Genomic DNA, 19,912 nt, shown 5'->3' with positions numbered 1-19,912 from the left:
GGGAGGCCAGCGTGGATCGCATCATCGACATCGCCACCGATGGCCGGCACCTCTCCGCGCATCGCGGCTTCATGATCGTCGCGGAGGGGCACGAGGAGGTCGGGCGCGTCCCGCTCGACGATGTCGGCGCGGTGATCGTCCACGCGCACGGCGTCACCTGGACCACCAGCCTCGTCGTCGCGTTGGCCGAACGCGGTGCGGTCATGCTGCTGTGCGGGGCTAACCACGCGCCCGTCGCCGTGTGCCTGCCGATCGCGGGTCACCACGCGCAGAACGGCCGCATGCGCGCGCAGTGGGAGGCGCGGCGGCCGCTCGCCAAGCAATTGTGGCGCGCGGTGGTGGTCTCGAAGGTGCGCTGGCAGGGCGCGGTGATCGCCGCGCACGGCGGCTCGGCCGCGCCCTATGACTTCCTCGCGCGGCGCGTCGGCTCGGGCGATCCCGACAATATCGAGGCGCAGGCGGCGCGCCGTTATTGGAGCGAGTTGATGGGCGGCGGCTTTCGCCGTGATCGCGACGCGAGCGGCACCAACGCGATGCTCAACTACGGCTATGCCGTCATGCGCGCCGCCTGCGCCCGCGCGGTGGTTGCGGCTGGGCTTCATCCATCGGTGGGCATTCATCACGCCAACCGCGGCAACCCCCTGGCACTCGCCGACGACCTGATCGAGCCGTTCCGGCCACTGGTCGATACGCTCACCGTGCGGCTGCGCGCCGACGGCCATGACGAGGTCACGCCGGCGGTGAAGCGGGCCTATGCGGGACTGATCGCCGTCGACCTGCCGGGCGAGGACGGCGTTACCACCGTCTGGCAAGCCGCCACCCGCGCCGCCGCGACGCTGGCGCGCAGCTTCCAGTCGGGCAGCGCCGCCGACCTGATCCTGCCGCGCCCACCATCCGCGCTCGAGCTCGCCGGGCTCGCGACGCCGGTTGCGTGAGCGCGACGCAGCTCAGCGGCTATCGCCTGATGTGGATATTCGTCATGTTCGATCTGCCCGTCGGCACCAAGGCCGAGTCACGCGCGGCGACGAAGTTTCGCGAATATCTGCTCGACGAAGGTTTCGAGAAGTCTCAGTTCTCGATTTACGCGCGGTTCTGCAACGGCAAGGAACAGTATGAGGCTTATTTGCGCCGCATCGAGGGCAACCTGCCGGACCGGGGGGACATCCACATCCTGAGCTTCACGGACAAGCAATACGAGAACATCGTCCGATTCGCGGGCCAACGCCGACGGCGTGTCCGGAAGAATCCCGATCAGTTGGCGCTTTTCTGATGCGAGGGTTGGCGATTTGGCGGGCTGGGGAAGCGGGTATCTCGTTGAAGATCAACGACATACCCGCCCCTCGGTCATAACCGCTCAGAGATCGCGGTCCAACAGCAACGTGGCGGTTAGATCAAGAACCGGAGGCGTAGTCATAACCGCTCAGAGATCGCGGTCCAACAGCAACGCGATCACCGACCACATGGGAAAGGGTGTTGTCATAACCGCTCAGAGATCGCGGTCCAACAGCAACTACAACGAGCTTCAGGCCGCCGCTGCCGGCGTCATAACCGCTCAGAGATCGCGGTCCAACAGCAACCGACGAGGCGACGGAGTGGTTCGTCTTCCTGTCATAACCGCTCAGAGATCGCGGTCCAACAGCAACCGGAAGCAGCGTCAGCTGGTGCGAACCGTTGTCATAACCGCTCAGAGATCGCGGTCCAACAGCAACTTCTTCGTACGCATCGGCGTTGGCGTCAGAGTCATAACCGCTCAGAGATCGCGGTCCAACAGCAACTTCCTCCTCCCACGTGAAGCCGTCGCCGCCGGTCATAACCGCTCAGAGATCGCGGTCCAACAGCAACTCGATCCTGCTCAATCACCCAATTCGCCCAGTCATAACCGCTCAGAGATCGCGGTCCAACAGCAACGAAGGCCATTGTTCGGCCATAGCAGCTAGAGTCATAACCGCTCAGAGATCGCGGTCCAACAGCAACTGGTATCTGAGCGCCAGCGTCGCCTACTACGTCATAACCGCTCAGAGATCGCGGTCCAACAGCAACCCGCATGTGGTCGAGCTGTCCGGCTTCGGCGTCATAACCGCTCAGAGATCGCGGTCCAACAGCAACATCAGCACTACCGTGGAATGAGGCGGCGCGTCATAACCGCTCAGAGATCGCGGTCCAACAGCAACCATCCGAGGTGTCTCTACGCTGGATCGTCGGTCATAACCGCTCAGAGATCGCGGTCCAACAGCAACACCGTTGGGGCCGCTAATCTCCGTGGCCTTGTCATAACCGCTCAGAGATCGCGGTCCAACAGCAACCTTGCGCGCCCACGTCCCCGGCACCCGCCAGTCATAACCGCTCAGAGATCGCGGTCCAACAGCAACGCCAGTGTAGTGCAGGTGGCTTGGGTCGTGGTCATAACCGCTCAGAGATCGCGGTCCAACAGCAACCCCAGTCGAAACCGTGCCTCCACTGCCTACGTCATAACCGCTCAGAGATCGCGGTCCAACAGCAACACCTTGAAGTTGCGGCCGGCGCCGATGAAGGTCATAACCGCTCAGAGATCGCGGTCCAACAGCAACGCTAGCGCCAGTGCTGCGCCGTTCGCGACGGTCATAACCGCTCAGAGATCGCGGTCCAACAGCAACCGTCAGGACGATCGTGGCGCGGGGCGGCGCGTCATAACCGCTCAGAGATCGCGGTCCAACAGCAACGTCGTGGACCTGAGCCACGATGCAGAGGAAGTCATAACCGCTCAGAGATCGCGGTCCAACAGCAACGCGTCCAACCTCGTCCGCGTCGTTCCCGGCGTCATAACCGCTCAGAGATCGCGGTCCAACAGCAACATCAGAGACGATTGGACCATCGGTCGAAGTGTCATAACCGCTCAGAGATCGCGGTCCAACAGCAACACGAGCAAGGCGCTGCGTAGCCTCGACATTGTCATAACCGCTCAGAGATCGCGGTCCAACAGCAACTCATCGAGCGTCATGCCAGAGCCATGACAGGTCATAACCGCTCAGAGATCGCGGTCCAACAGCAACGCAGTCCTCGTCCATCCAGTCGATCAGTGAGTCATAACCGCTAAGAGATCGCGGTCCAACAGCAACGCCGTGCCAATCGCAGCCGTCCCGCCTTGCGTCATAACCGCTCAGAGATCGCGGTCCAACAGCAACTGTATTCCACTTGGCGCACTGGCGTAAGCTGTCATAACCGCTCAGAGATCGCGGTCCAACAGCAACCATCCACCTATCGTACATCGTGCGCGCTAAGTCATAACCGCTCAGAGATCGCGGTCCAACAGCAACGCGTCCGCAGTCCATCGGGCGTCGGCGAGCGTCATAACCGCTCAGAGATCGCGGTCCAACAGCAACAGAGCAGCCGCGCGCGACGTGTCGCGATCGGTCATAACCGCTCAGAGATCGCGGTCCAACAGCAACGTCAAACACCGTGGGGAAGCCGACTTCGGTGTCATAACCGCTCAGAGATCGCGGTCCAACAGCAACGCGGTCGCTGACCGCACCCATCGCCCGGTCGTCATAACCGCTCAGAGATCGCGGTCCAACAGCAACAAGCCGAGGACGCTCATCGGTTGGAAATCCGTCATAACCGCTCAGAGATCGCGGTCCAACAGCAACGATCGTGGCCTTGTGGTGTGACTGCCAGCGGTCATAACCGCTCAGAGATCGCGGTCCAACAGCAACTCGAATTGCGAACGCACGATGTCACGTTGCGTCATAACCGCTCAGAGATCGCGGTCCAACAGCAACAACGACCTGGTCTGGATCGACACTACGCAGGTCATAACCGCTCAGAGATCGCGGTCCAACAGCAACTTTTAGACCCCCGACAGCGGCCGATCCGAAGTCATAACCGCTCAGAGATCGCGGTCCAACAGCAACCTGACCGATCTCGTGCCCCCCGGCTTTGCAGTCATAACCGCTCAGAGATCGCGGTCCAACAGCAACCACCGCCGTGGTGTAGCGCGAGCGCAGCGTGTCATAACCGCTCAGAGATCGCGGTCCAACAGCAACTCTTCTATGACAACAACAGCGCGCACGGCAGTCATAACCGCTCAGAGATCGCGGTCCAACAGCAACTGACCGGCGCTGGAGGGGTCAGTTCGAGCAGTCATAACCGCTCAGAGATCGCGGTCCAACAGCAACCTCGTTGGTCTCGAACAGCACGAGCTCGCTGTCATAACCGCTCAGAGATCGCGGTCCAACAGAAACGGCGACGCGGACGTCGCGGCGACGGTAAGTGTCATAACCGCTCAGAGATCGCGGTCCAACAGCAACGGCGGGCAGGTGCAGCCCGCCGACAAGCCCGTCATAACCGCTCAGAGATCGCGGTCCAACAGCAACGATCAGATTGTCGGGGTCCGTCGACAGCCCGTCATAACCGCTCAGAGATCGCGGTCCAACAGCAACGCGTTCCTCGTCGAGCGATCTGGGGCCGTAGTCATAACCGCTCAGAGATCGCGGTCCAACAGCAACCTGCTGTCGACGGGCGCGGCCGACGCCAGCGTCATAACCGCTCAGAGATCGCGGTCCAACAGCAACGTGAACGCGGCGGCAATGATGGTGGCGGCGGTCATAACCGCTCAGAGATCGCGGTCCAACAGCAACTTCGGCAATAGATGCCCGTCCGACACGGCAGTCATAACCGCTCAGAGATCGCGGTCCAACAGCAGTTAGCGATCCTTGTGGCCGCGCACCGGGTGGGTCATAGCCGCTCAGAGATCGCGGTCCAATAGCATTGGCTGACACAGGCCGAGACCGGCCATTGCGGTCCGCAAAATAGATGGAGCCTGCAACGTGCCGACCCAAACCGTTGTCTCCCCGGACGCAAGCGTGCAGCATCTGGCGCGGGAGGTCCGTGATGCCGGACGTCACCTTCAGTCCGACACCGACATGCAAACCGGATGGACGCGCGCCGACATCCGCGCGCTGTTCGACCTCCCCTTCGCTGAGCTCCTGTTTCGCGCCCAGACCGTCCACCGCGCTCGTCACGCCGCCAACGAAGTCCAGCTCTGCACGCTGCTGTCGATCAAGACCGGTGGCTGCCCGGAGGATTGCGGCTACTGCTCGCAGTCCGCGCACCACGGCACCGGGCTCAAGGCCGAGAAGCTGATGGACGTCGAGAGCGTACTCGCCGCCGCGCGTGAGGCCAAGGCCGCGGGATCGCAGCGTTTCTGCATGGGTGCCGCGTGGCGCAGTCCCAAGGATCGCGACATCCCCAAGGTCGCCGCGATGATCCAGGGCGTCAAGGCGATGGGGCTGGAGACGTGCATGACGCTGGGGATGCTCGACGCGCCGCAGGCTCGCGCGCTCGCCGACGCGGGGCTCGATTACTACAACCACAATCTCGACAGTTCACCCGAATATTACGAGCGCGTCACGACGACGCGGACGTTCCAGGACCGGCTCGACACGCTCGGCCACGTTCGCGACGCGGGGGTGGCGGTGTGCTGCGGCGGTATCGTCGGGATGGGCGAGACGCGCGAGGACCGTATCGGCTTCGTCCATGCGCTCGCCACACTTCCGCGCCATCCTGAAAGCGTTACCGTCAACGCGCTGGTGCCGATCCGGGGCACGCCGCTGGGCGACATGCTCGCGGGTACGCCGATGGCCAAGATCGACGACATTGAGTTCGTCCGCGTCGTCGCCGCCGCGCGGATCGCCATGCCGCTCAGCATGGTGCGGCTGAGCGCGGGGCGCGAGAGCATGTCGGAGGCTACTCAGGCATTGTGCTTCATGGCCGGTGCCAACTCGATCTTCACCGGGGACAAGCTGCTGACCACCGGCAACGCGGGCGACAGCGCCGATGCGGCGTTGTTGGCGAAATTGGGGCTGGTGCCGATGGCGGGCGAAGAACCGATGCGGGTGGCGGCGGCTTGACGTTGCGGCGCGCCGCGATGTTCGTCCTTTTCTCTGCCCTGTTCGCGGGCGTGGCGACCTACGCCGTCGCCTTGGCGCAATGGGGCGACTGCTCGCCCTCCGCCGTTCACTGCGAGGCGGATCGGGTGCGGGACGGGCGCGTCATCCTCGCGGTTTGCGTCGTCGGTTATGCCGCTTGGGCGCTGTTCATCCTGAAGCGTTGGAAGGTTCTCTAGTGTTCAAGAAAATCCTGGTCGCCAATCGCGGCGAGATCGCGTGCCGGGTCATGCGGACCGCCAAGCGGATGGGGATCGCCACGGTCGCGGTGTACTCCGACGCCGACGCGCGCGCGCCGCATGTGCTGATGGCGGACGAGAGCGTGCGGCTGGGGCCGGCACCGGCCGCGGACAGTTATCTCAAGGCCGAGCTGATCCTGCTCGCCGCGCGCGAGACCGGCGCCGACTGCATTCACCCCGGCTACGGCTTCCTGTCGGAGCGCGAGAGCTTCGCGCGCGCCTGTGCCGATGCGGGGATCGCGTTCGTCGGTCCGCCGCCCAACGCGATCGCGGCGATGGGCGACAAGATCGAGTCCAAGAAACTCGCCAAGGCGGCGGGCGTCAACGTCGTGCCGGGCTTCCTGGGCGAGATCGCCGACACCGACGCCGCCGTGAGGATCGCGGGCGACATCGGCTACCCGGTGATGATGAAAGCGTCGGCGGGCGGCGGCGGCAAGGGCATGAGGCTCGCCTGGTCCGAGCAGGACGTTCGCGAGGGCTTCGAGGCGACCAAGCGCGAAGGGCTCGCCAGCTTCGGCGACGACCGCGTGTTCATCGAGAAGTTCATCGAGAGCCCGCGCCATATCGAGATCCAGGTGCTCGGCGACCAGCACGGCACCGTGTTGTATCTCGGCGAACGCGAATGCTCGATCCAGCGTCGTCACCAGAAGGTGGTCGAGGAAGCGCCATCGCCGTTCGTGACGCCCGCGATGCGGCGCGCGATGGGCGAGCAGGCGGTCGCGCTCGCCAAGGCGGTCGGCTATTACTCCGCCGGGACGGTCGAGCTGATCGTCTCGGGCGCCGACACCACCGGTGAGGGCTTCTACTTTCTCGAGATGAACACCCGGCTTCAGGTCGAGCACCCGGTGACGGAGGCGATCACCGGCCTCGACCTGGTCGAACAGATGATCCGCGTCGCCGCCGGCGAGCCGCTGGCGTTCGGACAGGACGACGTGCGACTCGACGGCTGGGCGATCGAAAACCGCGTCTATGCCGAGGACCCGTATCGCGGTTTTCTGCCGAGTACCGGCCGGCTGGTCCGCTACGCGCCGCCCGAGGCGGAAGCACATCAGGAACCGGTGCTGCGGGAAGGTGCTTCGACTTCGCTCAGCAGGAACGGCATGGGGAGCGATGGTGTCTCTCAACCTCCGTTCGCCCTGAGCGAAGTCGAAGGGCAAATCCCCTACACCCGCGTCGACGACGGCGTCCGCGAGGGCGGCGAGGTGTCGATCTTCTACGATCCGATGATCGCCAAGCTGGTCACCTGGGCACCGACGCGCGAAGCCGCGATCGACGCGCAGATCGCGGCACTCGACCGGTTCGTCATCGAGGGCGTCGGCAACAACATCGATTTCCTGTCGGCGCTGATGCAGCACCCCCGCTTCCGTGACGGCGCGATCACGACGGGCTTCATCGCCGAGGAATACCCAGACGGCTTCCACGGCGCGCCCGCCGACGCCGCGCTGATCCGCACGCTTGCCGCCGTCGCCGCCTTCGCCGCCACCGCCGAGGCCGATCGCGCGCGTCGCACCGACGGTCAGCTCGGTTACCGTCTGTCACCGCCGGGCGAGTGGGTCGTCCGCATCGGCGAGCACGCGCATCAGGTCCTGCTCGCCGCCGACGCGATCGTGGTCGATGGCGAAGAACTCGACTTTGCCGCCGAGTACACGCCCGGCGACACGCTGGTCGAAATCGAGGCGGAGGGCGAGCATCTCGCCGTTGGGCTGCGGCGCACCCGCGACGGATTCCGCCTCACCGCCCGCGGCGCAGGCCATGTCGCCCGCGTCCTTCCCGCGCACGTGGCGCCCTATGCGCGACACCTGATCGACAAGGTGCCGCCCGACCTCAGCCGCTTTCTGCTCGCGCCCATGCCGGGCCTGCTCGTCCGCCTCGATGTCGGTGAGGGCGACAAGGTCGAGGCGGGACAGCCGCTCGCCGTGGTCGAGGCGATGAAGATGGAGAACATCCTGCGTGCCGGGAAAACGGGCGTGGTGAAGTCCGTCGAGGCAAAGGCGGGGGAGAGCCTGGCGGTCGATCAGGTGATCCTGGAACTGGAATGAGCTGCGTCAGCCCGTCATTTTGCCGGGTCGATCACGCCTGACGCGTGCCCGACACGACGACGCACGGCAAAGCTTGCGACATATTCGCACTGGACCGCAACGCGCCCCGTCCCCATCTGCGCCAGCGATGCGCCGTTTTGCCGCCCTTGTCGCGCTAGCCGCCCTTGGCGCCTGCACCGTCGGTCCCGACTACCACCCGCGTACGACCGCCCAGCTCGGCGTGCCCGACGTGTATTCGCTACCCGCCGGCCCGCGTGCCGAGGACCTGACGCACTGGTGGCAACGGTTCGGCGACCCCGAGCTTTCCCGTCTGGTCGAGCAGGCGCGCACCACCAACACCGACCTCGCGCAGGCGGTCGGCCGCCTGCGGCAGGCGCGCGAGTCGCTGGTTCAGAGCCGCGCGAACCTGCTCCCCACCATCAGCGGTTCGGCCGGATACAACCGCTCGTTCAACCTGCGTGGCGGTGCCAGCAACCTGACCCTGCCGGACGGGACGGTGACCACCATCACCCGCTCCGCCGGCGACAGCTTCTCGCTCGGCGCCGACGCGCAATATCAGCTCGGTCTGTTCGGCGAGGTCCGCCGCACCGTCGAGGCGAGCCGCGCGGAGAACGACGCCGCGCGCTTCGACTATGCGACCGTGCTGGTGTCGGTGACGAGCGAGGTCGGACGCAACTACGTGCTCGCCCGCGCCTATCAGGCCCAGATTGCGAACGCGCAGGCGTCGCTCGCCATCCAGGACGACAATCTTGAGATCGCTGGGTTTCGCGTCCAGGCGGGGCTGGTGTCGTCGCTCGACGCCGAGCAGGCGCGCACGCAACGCGCGCAGACCGCCGCCACGGTGCCGCAGCTCCAGCAGCAATATGACCAGACCGTCGCGCGGCTGGGCGTGCTGACCGGGCAGGCGCCCGGTGCGCTCCGCGCCGAGCTGGCGGCGACCCGGCCGATCCCGACCGCGACGGCGGTGGGCGCGGGCATCCCCGCCGACGTGCTGCGCCAGCGTCCCGACGTCCGCGCCGCCGAGCGCGCGCTCGCCGCCGCCACCGCGCGGATCGGCGTCGCCAAGGCGCAGCTGTATCCGGCGCTCGCGATCACCGGCAACATCGCCACCAACGCGACCTCGCTCGGCAATCTGGCGAGCACGGTCACCGGCGGATTGTTCGCCGGGCTGACGCAGGCGATCTTCAACGGCGGGCGGCTGCGCTCGCAGGTGCGCGGGCAGGAGGCCGCCGCCGACGTCGCGCTCGCCGCCTACAAGGGCACGGTGCTGACCGCGCTGGAGGATGTCGAGAATGCGCTGTCCGCGTTGACCGCCGCCGACGCCCGCCAGCGCGAGTTCGCGATCGCGTTCGACGCCGCCAGCAACGCCGCGATCCTGGGCCGCTCGCAATATCGCAGCGGCCTGACCGACTTCACCACGCTCCAGAACCAGGAGCTGGCGCTGCTTTCCGCGCGCAACGGGCTGACCGGGGCGCAGGCCGACCGCGCCGCCGCGCTGGTCCAGCTCTACGCCGCGCTCGGCGGCGGCTGGGACGAGACCATTCTTCCCGATGGGCGCGTGCCGCCCGCGAACACAGGCGCACGCTGATGGCCGATGCCGCGATAGACGACTTCCTCGGCGTGAAACCCGCGCCAGCGTGGCACCGCTGGGCCAAATGGGCGTTGGTCGCGATCGGCGTCGTGCTGCTGCTCCTGCTGGCGCAACGGTTGATCTTCGGCGGCACCGTCGCGGCCGAATATGCCACCGCCCCCGTCGCGCGCGGCGACCTGACCGTCAGCGTGTCGGCGACGGGCAAGCTCGCGCCGACCAATCAGGTCACGGTCGGCTCGCAGCTGTCGGGGCTGGTCACCAAGGTCGTGGTCGACGTCAACGACCGTGTCGTCGCCGGCCAGCCGCTGGCACTGATCGACCCGCAACAGATCGACGACCAGATCCGCGCCGCCGAGGCCACGCTCGCCGCCAATGGCGCGCAGGTCGCGCAGGCGCAGGCGACGGTGGGGGAAGCGCAGGCGCAGCTGGCGCGGTTGAACGAGGTCTATCGCCTGTCGAAGGGCCGGGTGCCGTCGGCGACCGAGCTTCAGACCGGCCGCGCCAACGCGCAGCGCGCGGTCGCCGGCCTGCGCGTCGCGCAGGCGCAGGTCGCCGCCGCCCGCGCTCAGCTCGCGCAATCGCAGACGCAGCGCGCCCGTGCCATCATCCGCTCGCCGGTGTCGGGCGTCGTGCTGGCGCGTCAGATCGATCCCGGCGCCACCGTCGCCGCCTCGTTCAACACGCCGACGCTGTTCGTCATCGCGGAAGACCTGACGAGGATGAAGCTGGAGGTCGCGATCGACGAGGCGGACGTCGGCGCGGTGCAGACCGGCCAAAAGGCGAGCTTCACCGTCGATGCCTTTCCCGGCCGCACCTTTCCCGCACAGATCACCCGCGTCGACGTCGGCTCCAACCTGACGGTCAGCTCGGCGAGCGCGACCACGACGACGACCACCACCACCGGCCAGGTCGTCAGCTACGCCGCCGACCTGTCCGTCGCCAACCCGGACGGCCAGCTCCGGCCGGGCATGACCGCGACCGCCGACATCGTCACCGCCGACAAGCGCAACGCGCTGCTCGTCCCCAACGCCGCGCTGCGGTTCAAGCCGGCCGCCGCCGCGGCGGGACAGGGGGGCATCACCAGCTCGCTGACCTTCGGCCCCCGTCGCAATCGTCCGGAGCGTACCGCAACGCTCGGCCGCGGTGCCACACAAACGGTCTATATCAAGGGCGCGGACGGCACCCCGCAGGCGGTGCAGGTCACCACCGGCGACACCGACGGCACGCAGACCGAGGTGCTGAGCGGCGGCTTGCGGCCGGGGATGCAGGTCATCACCGGCGTGTTGTCGACCGACGACGCGGGCGGCGGCGGGGCACGACGTGGCGGCGCGCGGCGGCAGGGGGCGAGCGGTGGCAACTAGGGCCCTCTCCCCCGCAGGGAGAGGCTAGGTGGACCCGCTTATCTCGCTGCGGGCCGTCACCAAAACCTATGGCGCCGGCGCGACCGCGTTTCAGGCGCTGAAGGGCGTCGACCTCGACATCGCGGCGGGGGATTTCGTCGCGATCATGGGGGCGTCGGGGTCGGGCAAGTCGACGACGATGAACATCCTCGGCTGCCTCGACGTGCCGAGCGCGGGCACCTTCCTGTTCCGGGGGCATCATGTCGAGGCGCTCGACCGCGACCAGCGTGCGCTGCTGCGGCGCCGCTATCTCGGCTTCGTGTTCCAGGGCTTCAACCTCCTCGCCCGCACATCGGCGCTGGAGAACGTCGAGCTGCCGCTATTGTATCGCGGCGACGAGAAGCGCGCGCGCCACGACCTCGCGATGGCGGCGCTCGACAAGGTCGGGCTGGCGAACTGGTGGGATCACACGCCGGCCGAACTGTCGGGCGGGCAGCAACAGCGCGTCGCCATCGCGCGCGCGATCGTCACCACGCCCGACGTGCTGCTCGCCGACGAGCCGACCGGCAATCTCGACAGCGAACGCTCGGTCGAGATCATGGAGCTGCTGACCCAGCTCAACCGCGACAGCAACATCACCGTGCTGATGGTGACGCACGAACCCGACATGGCCGCGTTCGCGCGGACGGTGGTGCATTTCAAGGACGGGCTGGTGGAGCGGGTCGAGGCGCAGCATCGCCCGGGCGAGGCGGTGGACGGATGACACGTACCATTTTGCGCCCATGATCGGCACCACTCTCCTCCTCGCGCTGCGGTCGATCGCGCGGCACAAGCTGCGGTCGTTCCTGACGATCCTCGGCATCATCATCGGCGTCGGCGCGGTGGTGACGATGGTGACGCTGGGCAAGGCGACCACGGCCGCCGTGCAGAAGCAGATCAGCGCGCTCGGCACCAACATCCTGCAGGTCCGGCCCGGCCAGGGCTTCGGGCGCGGCGGCGGTGGCCCGCGTCCGCCCGACTTCAAGCCGGAGGACGTGACCGCGATCGCCGCGCAGGTCGCGGGCGTCACCGCCGTCGCGCCGCAGGCGTCGGCGACCGCGACCGGCATCTACGAGGGTGCGAACTGGTCCACCACGGTCAACGGCACCACCGACGCGATCTGGCAGGTCCAGCCCTGGCCGCTCGTCAAGGGCCGCACGTGGACGCCGGCGGAGGAACAGGCGGGAAAGGCGGTCTGCGTCATCGGCAATACCGTGCGCAAGAACCTGTTCCCCGGCATCGACGCGGTCGGCAAGCGTTTCCGCATCGGTGCGGTCTCGTGCGACGTGATCGGCGTGCTCACCACGCGCGGACAGGCGGGGTTCGGCGGCGATCAGGACGACACGGTGGTGATGCCGATCAAGGCGGTGCAGCGCCGCTTCACCGGCAGCCGCGACATCCGCCTGATGCTGGTCGGCGTCGATACCCGCTTCGCGACCAGCGCCGTCCAGTCCTCGATGACCGACCTGCTGCGCGAGCGGCGTGGCATCACCGTGGGCAAGGACGATGATTTCAACATTTTCGACACGAAGCAGATCAGCGACACGCTGACCGGGACGACGACATTGCTGACATCGATCGTTGCGGTGGTGGCGGCGATCAGCCTGGTCGTCGGCGGCATCGGCATCATGAACATCATGCTGGTGTCGGTCACCGAGCGGACGCGCGAGATCGGCATTCGCCTCGCGATCGGCGCGGTGGCGCGCGAGGTGCTGTTGCAGTTCCTGGTCGAGGCGGTGGCGCTGTCGTGCCTGGGCGGGCTGATCGGGCTGGTGGTGGCGCAGGGCGTGATCGGCATCATCACGCCGCTGATCCAGGTGCCGTGGATCTTCGTGCCGGAGATCAACGTGGTGGCGTTCGCGATCTCGGCGGTGATCGGCGTGGTGTTCGGGTATTTTCCGGCAAGACGCGCGGCTGGGCTGAACCCGATCGACGCCCTGCGGCACGAGTGAGGCGCGATCCTCCCCGCTTGCGGGAAGGTGGCACGCGCGTAGCGCGGGACGGAGGGGGCGGGCCGCGAGCGTAGCGCGATGAGGAGAACCCCCTCCGTCACGCTACGCGCGCCACCTCCCCGCAGGCGGGGAGGATTTCAGACCATCCCGCGCAGCCGCGCCAGCTCCGCCGGCGTATCCACATCGACCAGGTCCGCCGCGTCCGTCACCACGTGCCGCCCCGCGCGGATCAGGTCGCGCGCGCCGTTTTCCCCCTCCAGCGCCAGCAGCGCCTCGAACCGCCCGCGCCCGAACAGCGCCGGGGGCGTCGCCGCGTGTCCGTCGCTCGACGCCACCACCGTATCCGGCCCCGTCGCCGCGTCGAACAGCCGCAGGACATGCGTGGCGGTGACGCACGGCATGTCGGCGAGCGCGACCAGCACCGCGCTCGCACCCTGTGCCTTGGCGTGGGCGACGCCGAGCCGCAGCGACGACGCCATGCCCTGCGCCGGGTCCGGGTTGGCGATCATCCGAAAACCGAGCGTGTCGTAGGACAGGGGGTCATCATCGACCACCGCGACCTGCTCGCGGAACGGCAACGCCGCCAGCGTCACCGCCGCGTGCATTCCCAGCGGCCGGTTCAGGAGCGGCTGGTGCAGCTTGGGCGCGTCGCCGAACCGCTGCGACAGACCCGCCGCCAGCAGCACCAGAACCGTGTCCTCAACCGCGATCACGCCCCATCCCGTGCCAGCTGCCGACCATCGCCGCGGCGATCGACAGCGCGATCTCCGACGGGCCGATCGCGCCGATGTCGAGGCCGACGGGCGCGTCGATGCGGTCGATGTCGGCCGCCGCGACGCCCGCCGCCGCCAGCCGCTCGCGCCGCGCCGCATGGCTCTTGCGGCTGCCAAGCGCGCCGACATAGCCGGCCGAACTCGCCAGCGCCGCGAGCAGCGCCGGATCGTCGATCTTGATGTCGTGGCTGAGCGTCACCACCGCCGTCGCGGGTCCCGGCCGATAGGCGGCGACCGCCTCGTCCGGCCAGCGATCGTCCAGCGTGACGCCGGGAAAGCGCTCGTCGGTCAGGAACCGCGCGCGCGGGTCGATCACCACCGTCTCCACCCCCAGCGCCGCCGTCAGCTTCGCCAGCGTCTGCGCGATCTGCACCGCGCCGACGATCAGCAGCCGGCGCGGCGGGTCATAGCGGTTGAGGAACGCCTCGCCCGTCGCCTGCGGGCGCAGGTCGCTGTACCCGCTCGTCAGGTCGGTGGTAACGGTCAGCGCGTCGCCCCGGTCGCGCGCCTCGGCGACGCGCTCGAACAGCTCGGGGTCGAAGCCCTCCGCCGACACCGGCTGCACGATCACCTCGATCTCGCCGCCGCACGGCAGCCCGACCTCCCACGCCGCCGCGTCCGCGACGCCATAGCGGCGGCGCTGGAACGGCGCGCCCGCGATCACCTGCGCGGCGGTTTCCATGATGTCGCTCTCGACGCAGCCGCCCGAAACGGAGCCCTCGAACCGCCCGTCGCCATGGACCAGCATGTGGCTCCCGCGCGGTCGCGGCGCCGATCCCCAGGTGGAGATCACGGTGGCGAGCGCCAGCGGCTCACCCTTCCACGCCCGCGCGGCGGCGATGACGGAATCGTTCTCGGCCATTCTCTACTCCAGTCCTCCCCACATAGTGGGGAGGGGGACCGCCGCGCGCCAGCGCGGTGGTGGAGGGGGCTCACCGCGGGCGACGCACTCGCGGCCCGCCCCCTCCACCACCCGGCTGCGCCGTGCGGTCCCCCTCCCCGCAAGCGGGGAGGAATTACATCGCCGGCAAGCCGGCCAGCAGCTTGTCGGGCGTGATCGGCAGGTCGTACACCCTGACGCCGCAGGCATTGTAGACCGCGTTCATCACCGCCGCGCCCGCGCCGGAGATGCCCAGCTCGCCCACGCCCTTGGCGCCGACCGGATTGGCGTGGTCGTCGACCTCCTCGATGAAGTTCACCTCGATCGCCGGCACGTCCGCCGACACCGCGACGTGATACTCGCCGAAGTCGGGCGTCACGAACGCGCCCGTCCGCACGTCGACCACGGCGTGTTCCATCAACGCGTAGCTGATCCCCCAGATCATGCCGCCCAGGATCTGCGACCGGGCGGTCTTCTCGTTGAGCACTCGGCCGATGTCGAACGTGCCGACCATGCGGCGCACCCGCACCTCGCCCGTGACCGCGTTGACCGCGACCTCCGCGAACTGCGCGCCGTGGCTCGCCTGGCTGGTCGCCTTGCTCTCCTTGCCCGGCCCGGTCTTGCCGGTCGCCTCGATCGGCGTTCCCCGCGTCAGCTCCGCCAGCGTCGCCTCGCGGCCGCCGGCGCGGACGCAGCCGTCCTTCAGCGTCAGCTCGTCGGGCGCCGCGTTCATCCGTCGCGCCAGCTCGACCAGGATGTCCTCGCATGCCAGCGCCACCGCGCTCGCCGACGACCCCGCGCCGAACGACCCGCCCGAACCGGCGGTCGGCGGCAGGTCGGTGTCGCCCAGCCGCACGTCGACGCGATCGACCGGCATGCCCAGCATCTCGCCCGCGGTCTGCGCCAGGATCGTGTAGGTGCCGGTGCCGATGTCGGTCATGTCGCACTCGACCGTCGCGCGCCCGTCCGCCTCCAGCCGCACCCGCGCCTGCGCGTTGACGGTGAAATTGCCGCGCAGGCTGGCCGCCATGCCGACCCCGATCAGCCACTCGCCCTCGCGCCGCGATCCCGGCGTCGGCATCGTGTCGGACCAGCCGAACCGCGCCGCGCCCTCGGTGTAGCAGTCGAGCAGCCGCCGCGTGGAGAACGGCTTGCCGCTCAGCGGATCGACGTCGGGCTCGTTGCGGCGGCGCAGCTCTATGGGATCGATCCCGATCATCTCCGCCAGCTCGTCCATCGCGCCCTCGACCGCGAACGAGCCGATCGCCTCGCCGGGCGCGCGCACCGCGCCGGTGGCGGGCAGGTCGACGCGGACCAGATCGGTGCGGAAATGCCGCACCTCGCCGCGATACAACGGCAGCGTCCCGAACGGCACCGGCTCCAGGAACTTCGAATCGTCGTTCTGCGCCGCCACGCTTTCATGCGCGATCGCGCCGATCACGCCGCGTTCGTCCGCGCCGAGCCGTACCCGCTGCACCGTGTCGGAGCGGTGATGAACCAGCGCCGCCGACTGTGCGCGCGGGATGGAAACCTTGACCGGCCGCCCGATCCGCTCCGCCGCGATCGCCGCCAGGATCACCTCCGGCCCGACCCCGGTCTTGCCGCCGAAGCCGCCGCCGACGAACGGCGCCAGCACCCGCACACGATCGGCGTCGATGCCCAGCGCCTTGGCGATCGTCGCCTTCGCCGCGCCGATCACCTGATTGCTCGACCGGACGGTGAGCTTGCCGTCCTCCCACCACAGCGTCGAGCCATGCGGCTCCAGCGCGGCGGGGAAGTGGACCGGCGTGCGCCAGGTCCGGTCCAGCGTCACCGCACTCGCCGCCAGCGCGCCCTCGAGGTCGCCCTTGGCGATGGTGGGCAGGAAACCGATGCCGTGATCGCTGACCGGCGTCTCCGCCGCGACGTCGTAGCGCCCCGGCACCTCGTCGACCGCGACCCGCACCCGCCGGGCCGCCTCGCGCGCGATCTCGGCGCTCTCGGCGACGACCAGCGCCACCGGCTGGCCCAAATGGAAGATCCGCGCCGACCCCTGCGTCGAGAGGTTCTGCGAGTTCGATCCTCCCGCCGGCATCCGCGCGTCGTCGTGGATCACCGCCAGCACCCCGGCCAGCGCCTCGGCGGCGGCGGCGTCGATCCCCGTCACCCGGCCCGCGCCCACCGGCGCGCCGACGATCGCGGCATAGGTGGTCCCCGCCGGTGCCCGCTCGACCGCATATTGCGCGTCGCCGGTCACTTTCGCCGGCCCGTCGATCCGGTCGAGCGGCCGGCCCAGCACGCCCTGCTCCGCCCGGTCGAGCGCCGCCGGCCGATACGGCGCGTCCATCATCAGCTCAGCCATCGGTCAGCTCCCTGAGTGAGGCGATCAGCACCCGCCGCGCTAGCGGGATCTTGAAGTCGTTGTCACCCGCGCCGCGCGCCTCCGCCAGCAGCACGTCCGCCGCGCGTGCGAACAGCGCGTCGGAGGGGGTCTCGCCGACCAGCACCGCGTCCGCCGCCGGATCGCGCCACGGCACGGTGCCCAGCCCGCCGAACGCCAGCGTCGCGTGCTCGATCCGCCCGTCCGCCATCCGCACCACGCCCGCCACCGACACCAGCGCAAAGGCATAGGACGCGCGGTCGCGTACCTTGCGATAGACCTGACGGTCACCGGCGGGCGGCGGCAGCTCGATCGCGACGATCAGCTCGCCCGGCGCCAGCACCGTCTCCACCGCGGGCGTCTCGCCGGGCCGACGGTGGAACTCGCCGAGCGGCACCTGCCGCCGGTCGGTCACCACGACGGCATCCAGCGCCCGCAGCGCCACCGCCATGTCGCTCGGATGCGTCGCGAAGCACTGCGCGGAGCCGCCCAGCACCGCCAGGTTGCGCGTATAGCCGCCCTGCGCCGCACAGCCGCTGCCCGGCACCCGCTTGTTGCAGGCGGCGGCGGTGTCGTAGAAATAATAGCATCGCGTCCGCTGCAACAGATTGCCGCCGACCGTCGCCATGTTCCGCAACTGCCCCGACGCGCCCGCCAGCAGCGCCCGCGCCAGCACCGGATAGCGCGCGATCACCGCCGGGTGCGCCGCCAGGTCGCTGTTGGGCACCAGCGCGCCGATCCGCAGCCCGCCGTCGGGCAGGTCCTCGACCCCGGCGAGCTCGAGGCGGCTGATGTCGACCAGCGTCGCCGGCGCCTCGATCTCCAGCTTCATCAGGTCGATCAGGTTGGTCCCGCCCGCGATGAACCGCGCGCCGGCCGCCGCCCCGGCCGCGACGGCCGCCGCCGCCGAGTCGGCGCGGACATAGTCGAACGTCCTCATGCTTCGGCGACCTCTGCTATCGCATCGACGATGTTGGGATAGGCCGCGCACCGGCACAGATTGCCGCTCATCCGCTCCGATATCTCGGCCCGGTCGAGCACCGGCGCGGCGAGGTCGCCCGTGGCGTGGCTCGCCCACCCCTTGGCCGCCTCGTCCAGCATCCCCACCGCCGAACAGATCTGCCCCGGCGTGCAATAGCCGCACTGATAGCCGTCATGGGCGATGAACGCCCGTTGTAACGGATGCAGCGCGTCGCCGTCGGCGATCCCTTCGATCGTCGTGATCGCATCGCCCTGGTGCATCACCGCCAGCGTCAGGCAGCTCAGCACGCGTCTACCATCGATCAGCACCGTGCACGCGCCGCACTGGCCGTGGTCGCAGCCCTTCTTCGCGCCGGTCAGACCGACATGCTCGCGTAACAGATCGAGCACAGTGGTGCGGATGTCGGGCTCCGCATGGTAGGCCCGGCCGTTGATCGTCCATTCCATCGCGAAAGGCTCTCCCGATGCTCGCCGCCCTATCGAGCGCGCTGTTCGCCGCATCGACGCTAGCGCTCGCCGTCACCGCAAGCCAGAGCGAACCGGTGTCCCAGCGTCCGATCCTCATCGCCCATCGCGGCGCCAGTGGGCTGCGGCCCGAACACACGCTCGCCGCCTATGAGCTTGCGATCGAGCAGGGCGCCGACTTCATCGAGCCCGATCTGGTGCCGACCAAGGACGACGTGCTGGTCGCGCGGCACGAAAACGAGATCGGCGGCACCACCGACGTCGCCGCGCACCCGGAGTTCGCGAGCCGCAAGACGACCAAGACGATCGACGGCCAGCAGGTCACCGGCTGGTTCACCGAGGACTTCACCCTCGCCGAGCTGAAGACGCTGCGGGCCCGCGAGCGCCTGCCGCAACTGCGGCCCGGCAACGCCGCCTATGACGGCCGGTTCGAGATCCCGACGCTGGCGGAGATCATTGCGCTCGCCAAGCGCCGCTCGGCGGAGACCGGGCGGACGATCGGCATCTATCCCGAAACCAAGCACCCGACCTATTTCGCGTCGATCGGCCATCCCACCGACGCGGCGCTGGTCACGCAGCTGCGCGCCGCCGGCTGGGACCGGGCGGACGCGCCGGTGTTCATCCAGTCGTTCGAGGTAAAGAACCTCCAGCGGCTGCATGGTATGACGAAGATCAGGCTGATCCAGCTGCTCGACGGCACCGGCGCCCCCGCCGATGGCGCGCAGCCCAGCTATGCGGCGATGACCACCCCCGCCGGGCTCGCCGCCGTCGCGCGCTATGCCTATGGCATCGGCCCGAACAAGGCGATGTTGTGGTCGGGCGATACGCCCAGCCCGCTCGTCGCGCAGGCGCATGCGGCGGGGCTGAAGGTCCACCCCTGGACCTACCGCGCCGAGGAGATGTTCCTGCCCGCGCGCTTCAAGGGACAGGCGGGCCACGCCGGCGTGCGCGCGGAGATCGCGTCGGCACTGGAGCAGGGGATCGACGGCTTCTTCACCGATTTTCCGGCGGACGGCGCGCTGATGCGTGATAGGGAGTGAGGATGCGTCGACTGGCCCTGCTACTCCTCCCGCTGGCGGCGGGCGGCTGCGTCCGCACCGTCGCCTCCGTCGTCACCGCCCCGGTCCGCGCGACCGCGCAGGTGGTCGACTGGACGACCACCAGCCGCTCGGAGGCCGACCGCAACTACGGTCGCAAGATGCGAAAGGCGGAGGAGCGCGAGGGCAAGGAGCGCCGCGCCTGGGCGAAGCGGTGCGACGGCCACCCCGAGCGCGAGGATTGCGACGGGTATCACGGCTTCACCGCGGACAGCGTGCGGTAGGTCGAAGACCAG

16 protein-coding genes and 1 CRISPR repeat array are annotated in these 19,912 nt (G+C 68.6%); of the genes, 11 read left to right on the top strand and 5 right to left on the bottom strand.

What is annotated here, in order from left to right; genetic code table 11:
• The first annotated feature begins 11 nt into the window (after positions 1 to 11).
• The 9 genes from cas1 (at position 12) to ACOFKS_RS08890 (ending at position 13,121) form a co-directional block, all read left to right on the top strand.
• Entirely contained in the window at positions 12 to 935 is a 924-nt protein-coding gene (gene cas1, locus ACOFKS_RS08930; RefSeq protein WP_419808890.1) for a type II CRISPR-associated endonuclease Cas1, read from the top strand.
• The gene (gene cas2 / locus ACOFKS_RS08925; protein WP_419808889.1) at positions 932 to 1,270 is read left to right on the top strand and encodes a CRISPR-associated endonuclease Cas2; all 339 of its coding nucleotides are present in this window, start codon (positions 932 to 934) and stop codon (positions 1,268 to 1,270) included. The genes cas1 and cas2 overlap by 4 nt, the downstream gene beginning before the upstream one ends.
• 73 nt (positions 1,271 to 1,343) lie before the next feature.
• A CRISPR array of direct repeats spans positions 1,344 to 4,745; the repeat unit is 36 nt; unit sequence GTCATAACCGCTCAGAGATCGCGGTCCAACAGCAAC.
• A gap of 153 nt (positions 4,746 to 4,898) precedes the next feature.
• On the top strand, positions 4,899 to 5,885 hold the full coding sequence (gene bioB, locus ACOFKS_RS08920; RefSeq protein ID WP_419808888.1) for a biotin synthase BioB: 987 nt from the start codon (positions 4,899 to 4,901) through the stop codon (positions 5,883 to 5,885).
• 17 nt (positions 5,886 to 5,902) lie between these two features.
• Positions 5,903 to 6,100 carry a hypothetical protein gene (locus ACOFKS_RS08915; protein ID WP_419808887.1) on the top strand — a complete coding sequence of 66 codons (198 nt, stop codon included), beginning with the start codon at positions 5,903 to 5,905 and terminating at the stop codon, positions 6,098 to 6,100.
• 50 nt (positions 6,101 to 6,150) lie between these two features.
• Positions 6,151 to 8,199 (top strand): biotin carboxylase N-terminal domain-containing protein, encoded by a 2,049-nt coding sequence (locus ACOFKS_RS08910; protein WP_419809280.1) that lies wholly within the window; start codon positions 6,151 to 6,153, stop codon positions 8,197 to 8,199.
• Positions 8,200 to 8,326: 127 nt separating this feature from the next.
• Complete coding sequence (locus ACOFKS_RS08905; RefSeq protein ID WP_419808886.1) at positions 8,327 to 9,787, top strand: efflux transporter outer membrane subunit; 1,461 nt, start codon at positions 8,327 to 8,329, stop codon at positions 9,785 to 9,787.
• Positions 9,787 to 11,151: an efflux RND transporter periplasmic adaptor subunit gene (locus ACOFKS_RS08900; RefSeq protein ID WP_419808885.1), complete on the top strand. Its 1,365-nt coding sequence runs from the start codon at positions 9,787 to 9,789 to the stop codon at positions 11,149 to 11,151. Before ACOFKS_RS08905 ends, ACOFKS_RS08900 begins: the two co-directional genes overlap by 1 nt.
• Positions 11,152 to 11,179: 28 nt before the next feature.
• Positions 11,180 to 11,893: an ABC transporter ATP-binding protein gene (locus ACOFKS_RS08895; protein ID WP_419808884.1), complete on the top strand. Its 714-nt coding sequence runs from the start codon at positions 11,180 to 11,182 to the stop codon at positions 11,891 to 11,893.
• 19 nt (positions 11,894 to 11,912) lie between these two features.
• The gene (locus ACOFKS_RS08890) at positions 11,913 to 13,121 is read left to right on the top strand and encodes an ABC transporter permease (protein ID WP_419808883.1); all 1,209 of its coding nucleotides are present in this window, start codon (positions 11,913 to 11,915) and stop codon (positions 13,119 to 13,121) included.
• Positions 13,122 to 13,258: 137 nt separating this feature from the next.
• Here ACOFKS_RS08890 and ACOFKS_RS08885 read toward each other — a convergent pair whose 3' ends face one another.
• The 5 genes from ACOFKS_RS08885 to ACOFKS_RS08865 form a co-directional block, all read right to left on the bottom strand.
• Positions 13,259 to 13,834, bottom strand: a complete 576-nt coding sequence (locus ACOFKS_RS08885) for a nucleotidyltransferase family protein (protein WP_419808882.1) — start codon at positions 13,832 to 13,834, stop codon at positions 13,259 to 13,261.
• On the bottom strand, positions 13,821 to 14,756 hold the full coding sequence (locus tag ACOFKS_RS08880) for an XdhC family protein (protein ID WP_419808881.1): 936 nt from the start codon (positions 14,754 to 14,756) through the stop codon (positions 13,821 to 13,823). The genes ACOFKS_RS08885 and ACOFKS_RS08880 overlap by 14 nt, the downstream gene beginning before the upstream one ends.
• Positions 14,757 to 14,910: 154 nt before the next feature.
• Positions 14,911 to 17,115, bottom strand: a complete 2,205-nt coding sequence (locus tag ACOFKS_RS08875; protein ID WP_419808880.1) for a xanthine dehydrogenase family protein molybdopterin-binding subunit — start codon at positions 17,113 to 17,115, stop codon at positions 14,911 to 14,913.
• A complete protein-coding gene (locus ACOFKS_RS08870; protein ID WP_419808879.1) occupies positions 17,108 to 18,073 on the bottom strand; it encodes an FAD binding domain-containing protein in 966 nt (321 codons plus the stop codon). Before ACOFKS_RS08870 ends, ACOFKS_RS08875 begins: the two co-directional genes overlap by 8 nt.
• Positions 18,070 to 18,561 (bottom strand): 2Fe-2S iron-sulfur cluster-binding protein, encoded by a 492-nt coding sequence (locus tag ACOFKS_RS08865; protein ID WP_419808878.1) that lies wholly within the window; start codon positions 18,559 to 18,561, stop codon positions 18,070 to 18,072. Before ACOFKS_RS08865 ends, ACOFKS_RS08870 begins: the two co-directional genes overlap by 4 nt.
• A gap of 17 nt (positions 18,562 to 18,578) precedes the next feature.
• Between ACOFKS_RS08865 and ACOFKS_RS08860 the strand changes: the two genes are divergently transcribed.
• Both ACOFKS_RS08860 and ACOFKS_RS08855 read left to right on the top strand, forming a co-directional pair.
• Positions 18,579 to 19,619 (top strand): glycerophosphodiester phosphodiesterase, encoded by a 1,041-nt coding sequence (locus tag ACOFKS_RS08860; protein ID WP_419808877.1) that lies wholly within the window; start codon positions 18,579 to 18,581, stop codon positions 19,617 to 19,619.
• Between the two features lie 2 nt (positions 19,620 to 19,621).
• Positions 19,622 to 19,900, top strand: a complete 279-nt coding sequence (locus tag ACOFKS_RS08855) for a hypothetical protein (RefSeq protein ID WP_419808876.1) — start codon at positions 19,622 to 19,624, stop codon at positions 19,898 to 19,900.
• The last annotated feature ends 12 nt before the right edge of the window (positions 19,901 to 19,912 follow it).

The sequence above is a fragment of the Sphingomonas sp. genome (assembly GCF_965200135.1).
Taxonomy (GTDB): domain Bacteria; phylum Pseudomonadota; class Alphaproteobacteria; order Sphingomonadales; family Sphingomonadaceae; genus Sphingomonas.
Note: the sequence above shows the minus strand (reverse complement) of the source record. Positions and strands in the feature narration are given on the sequence as shown.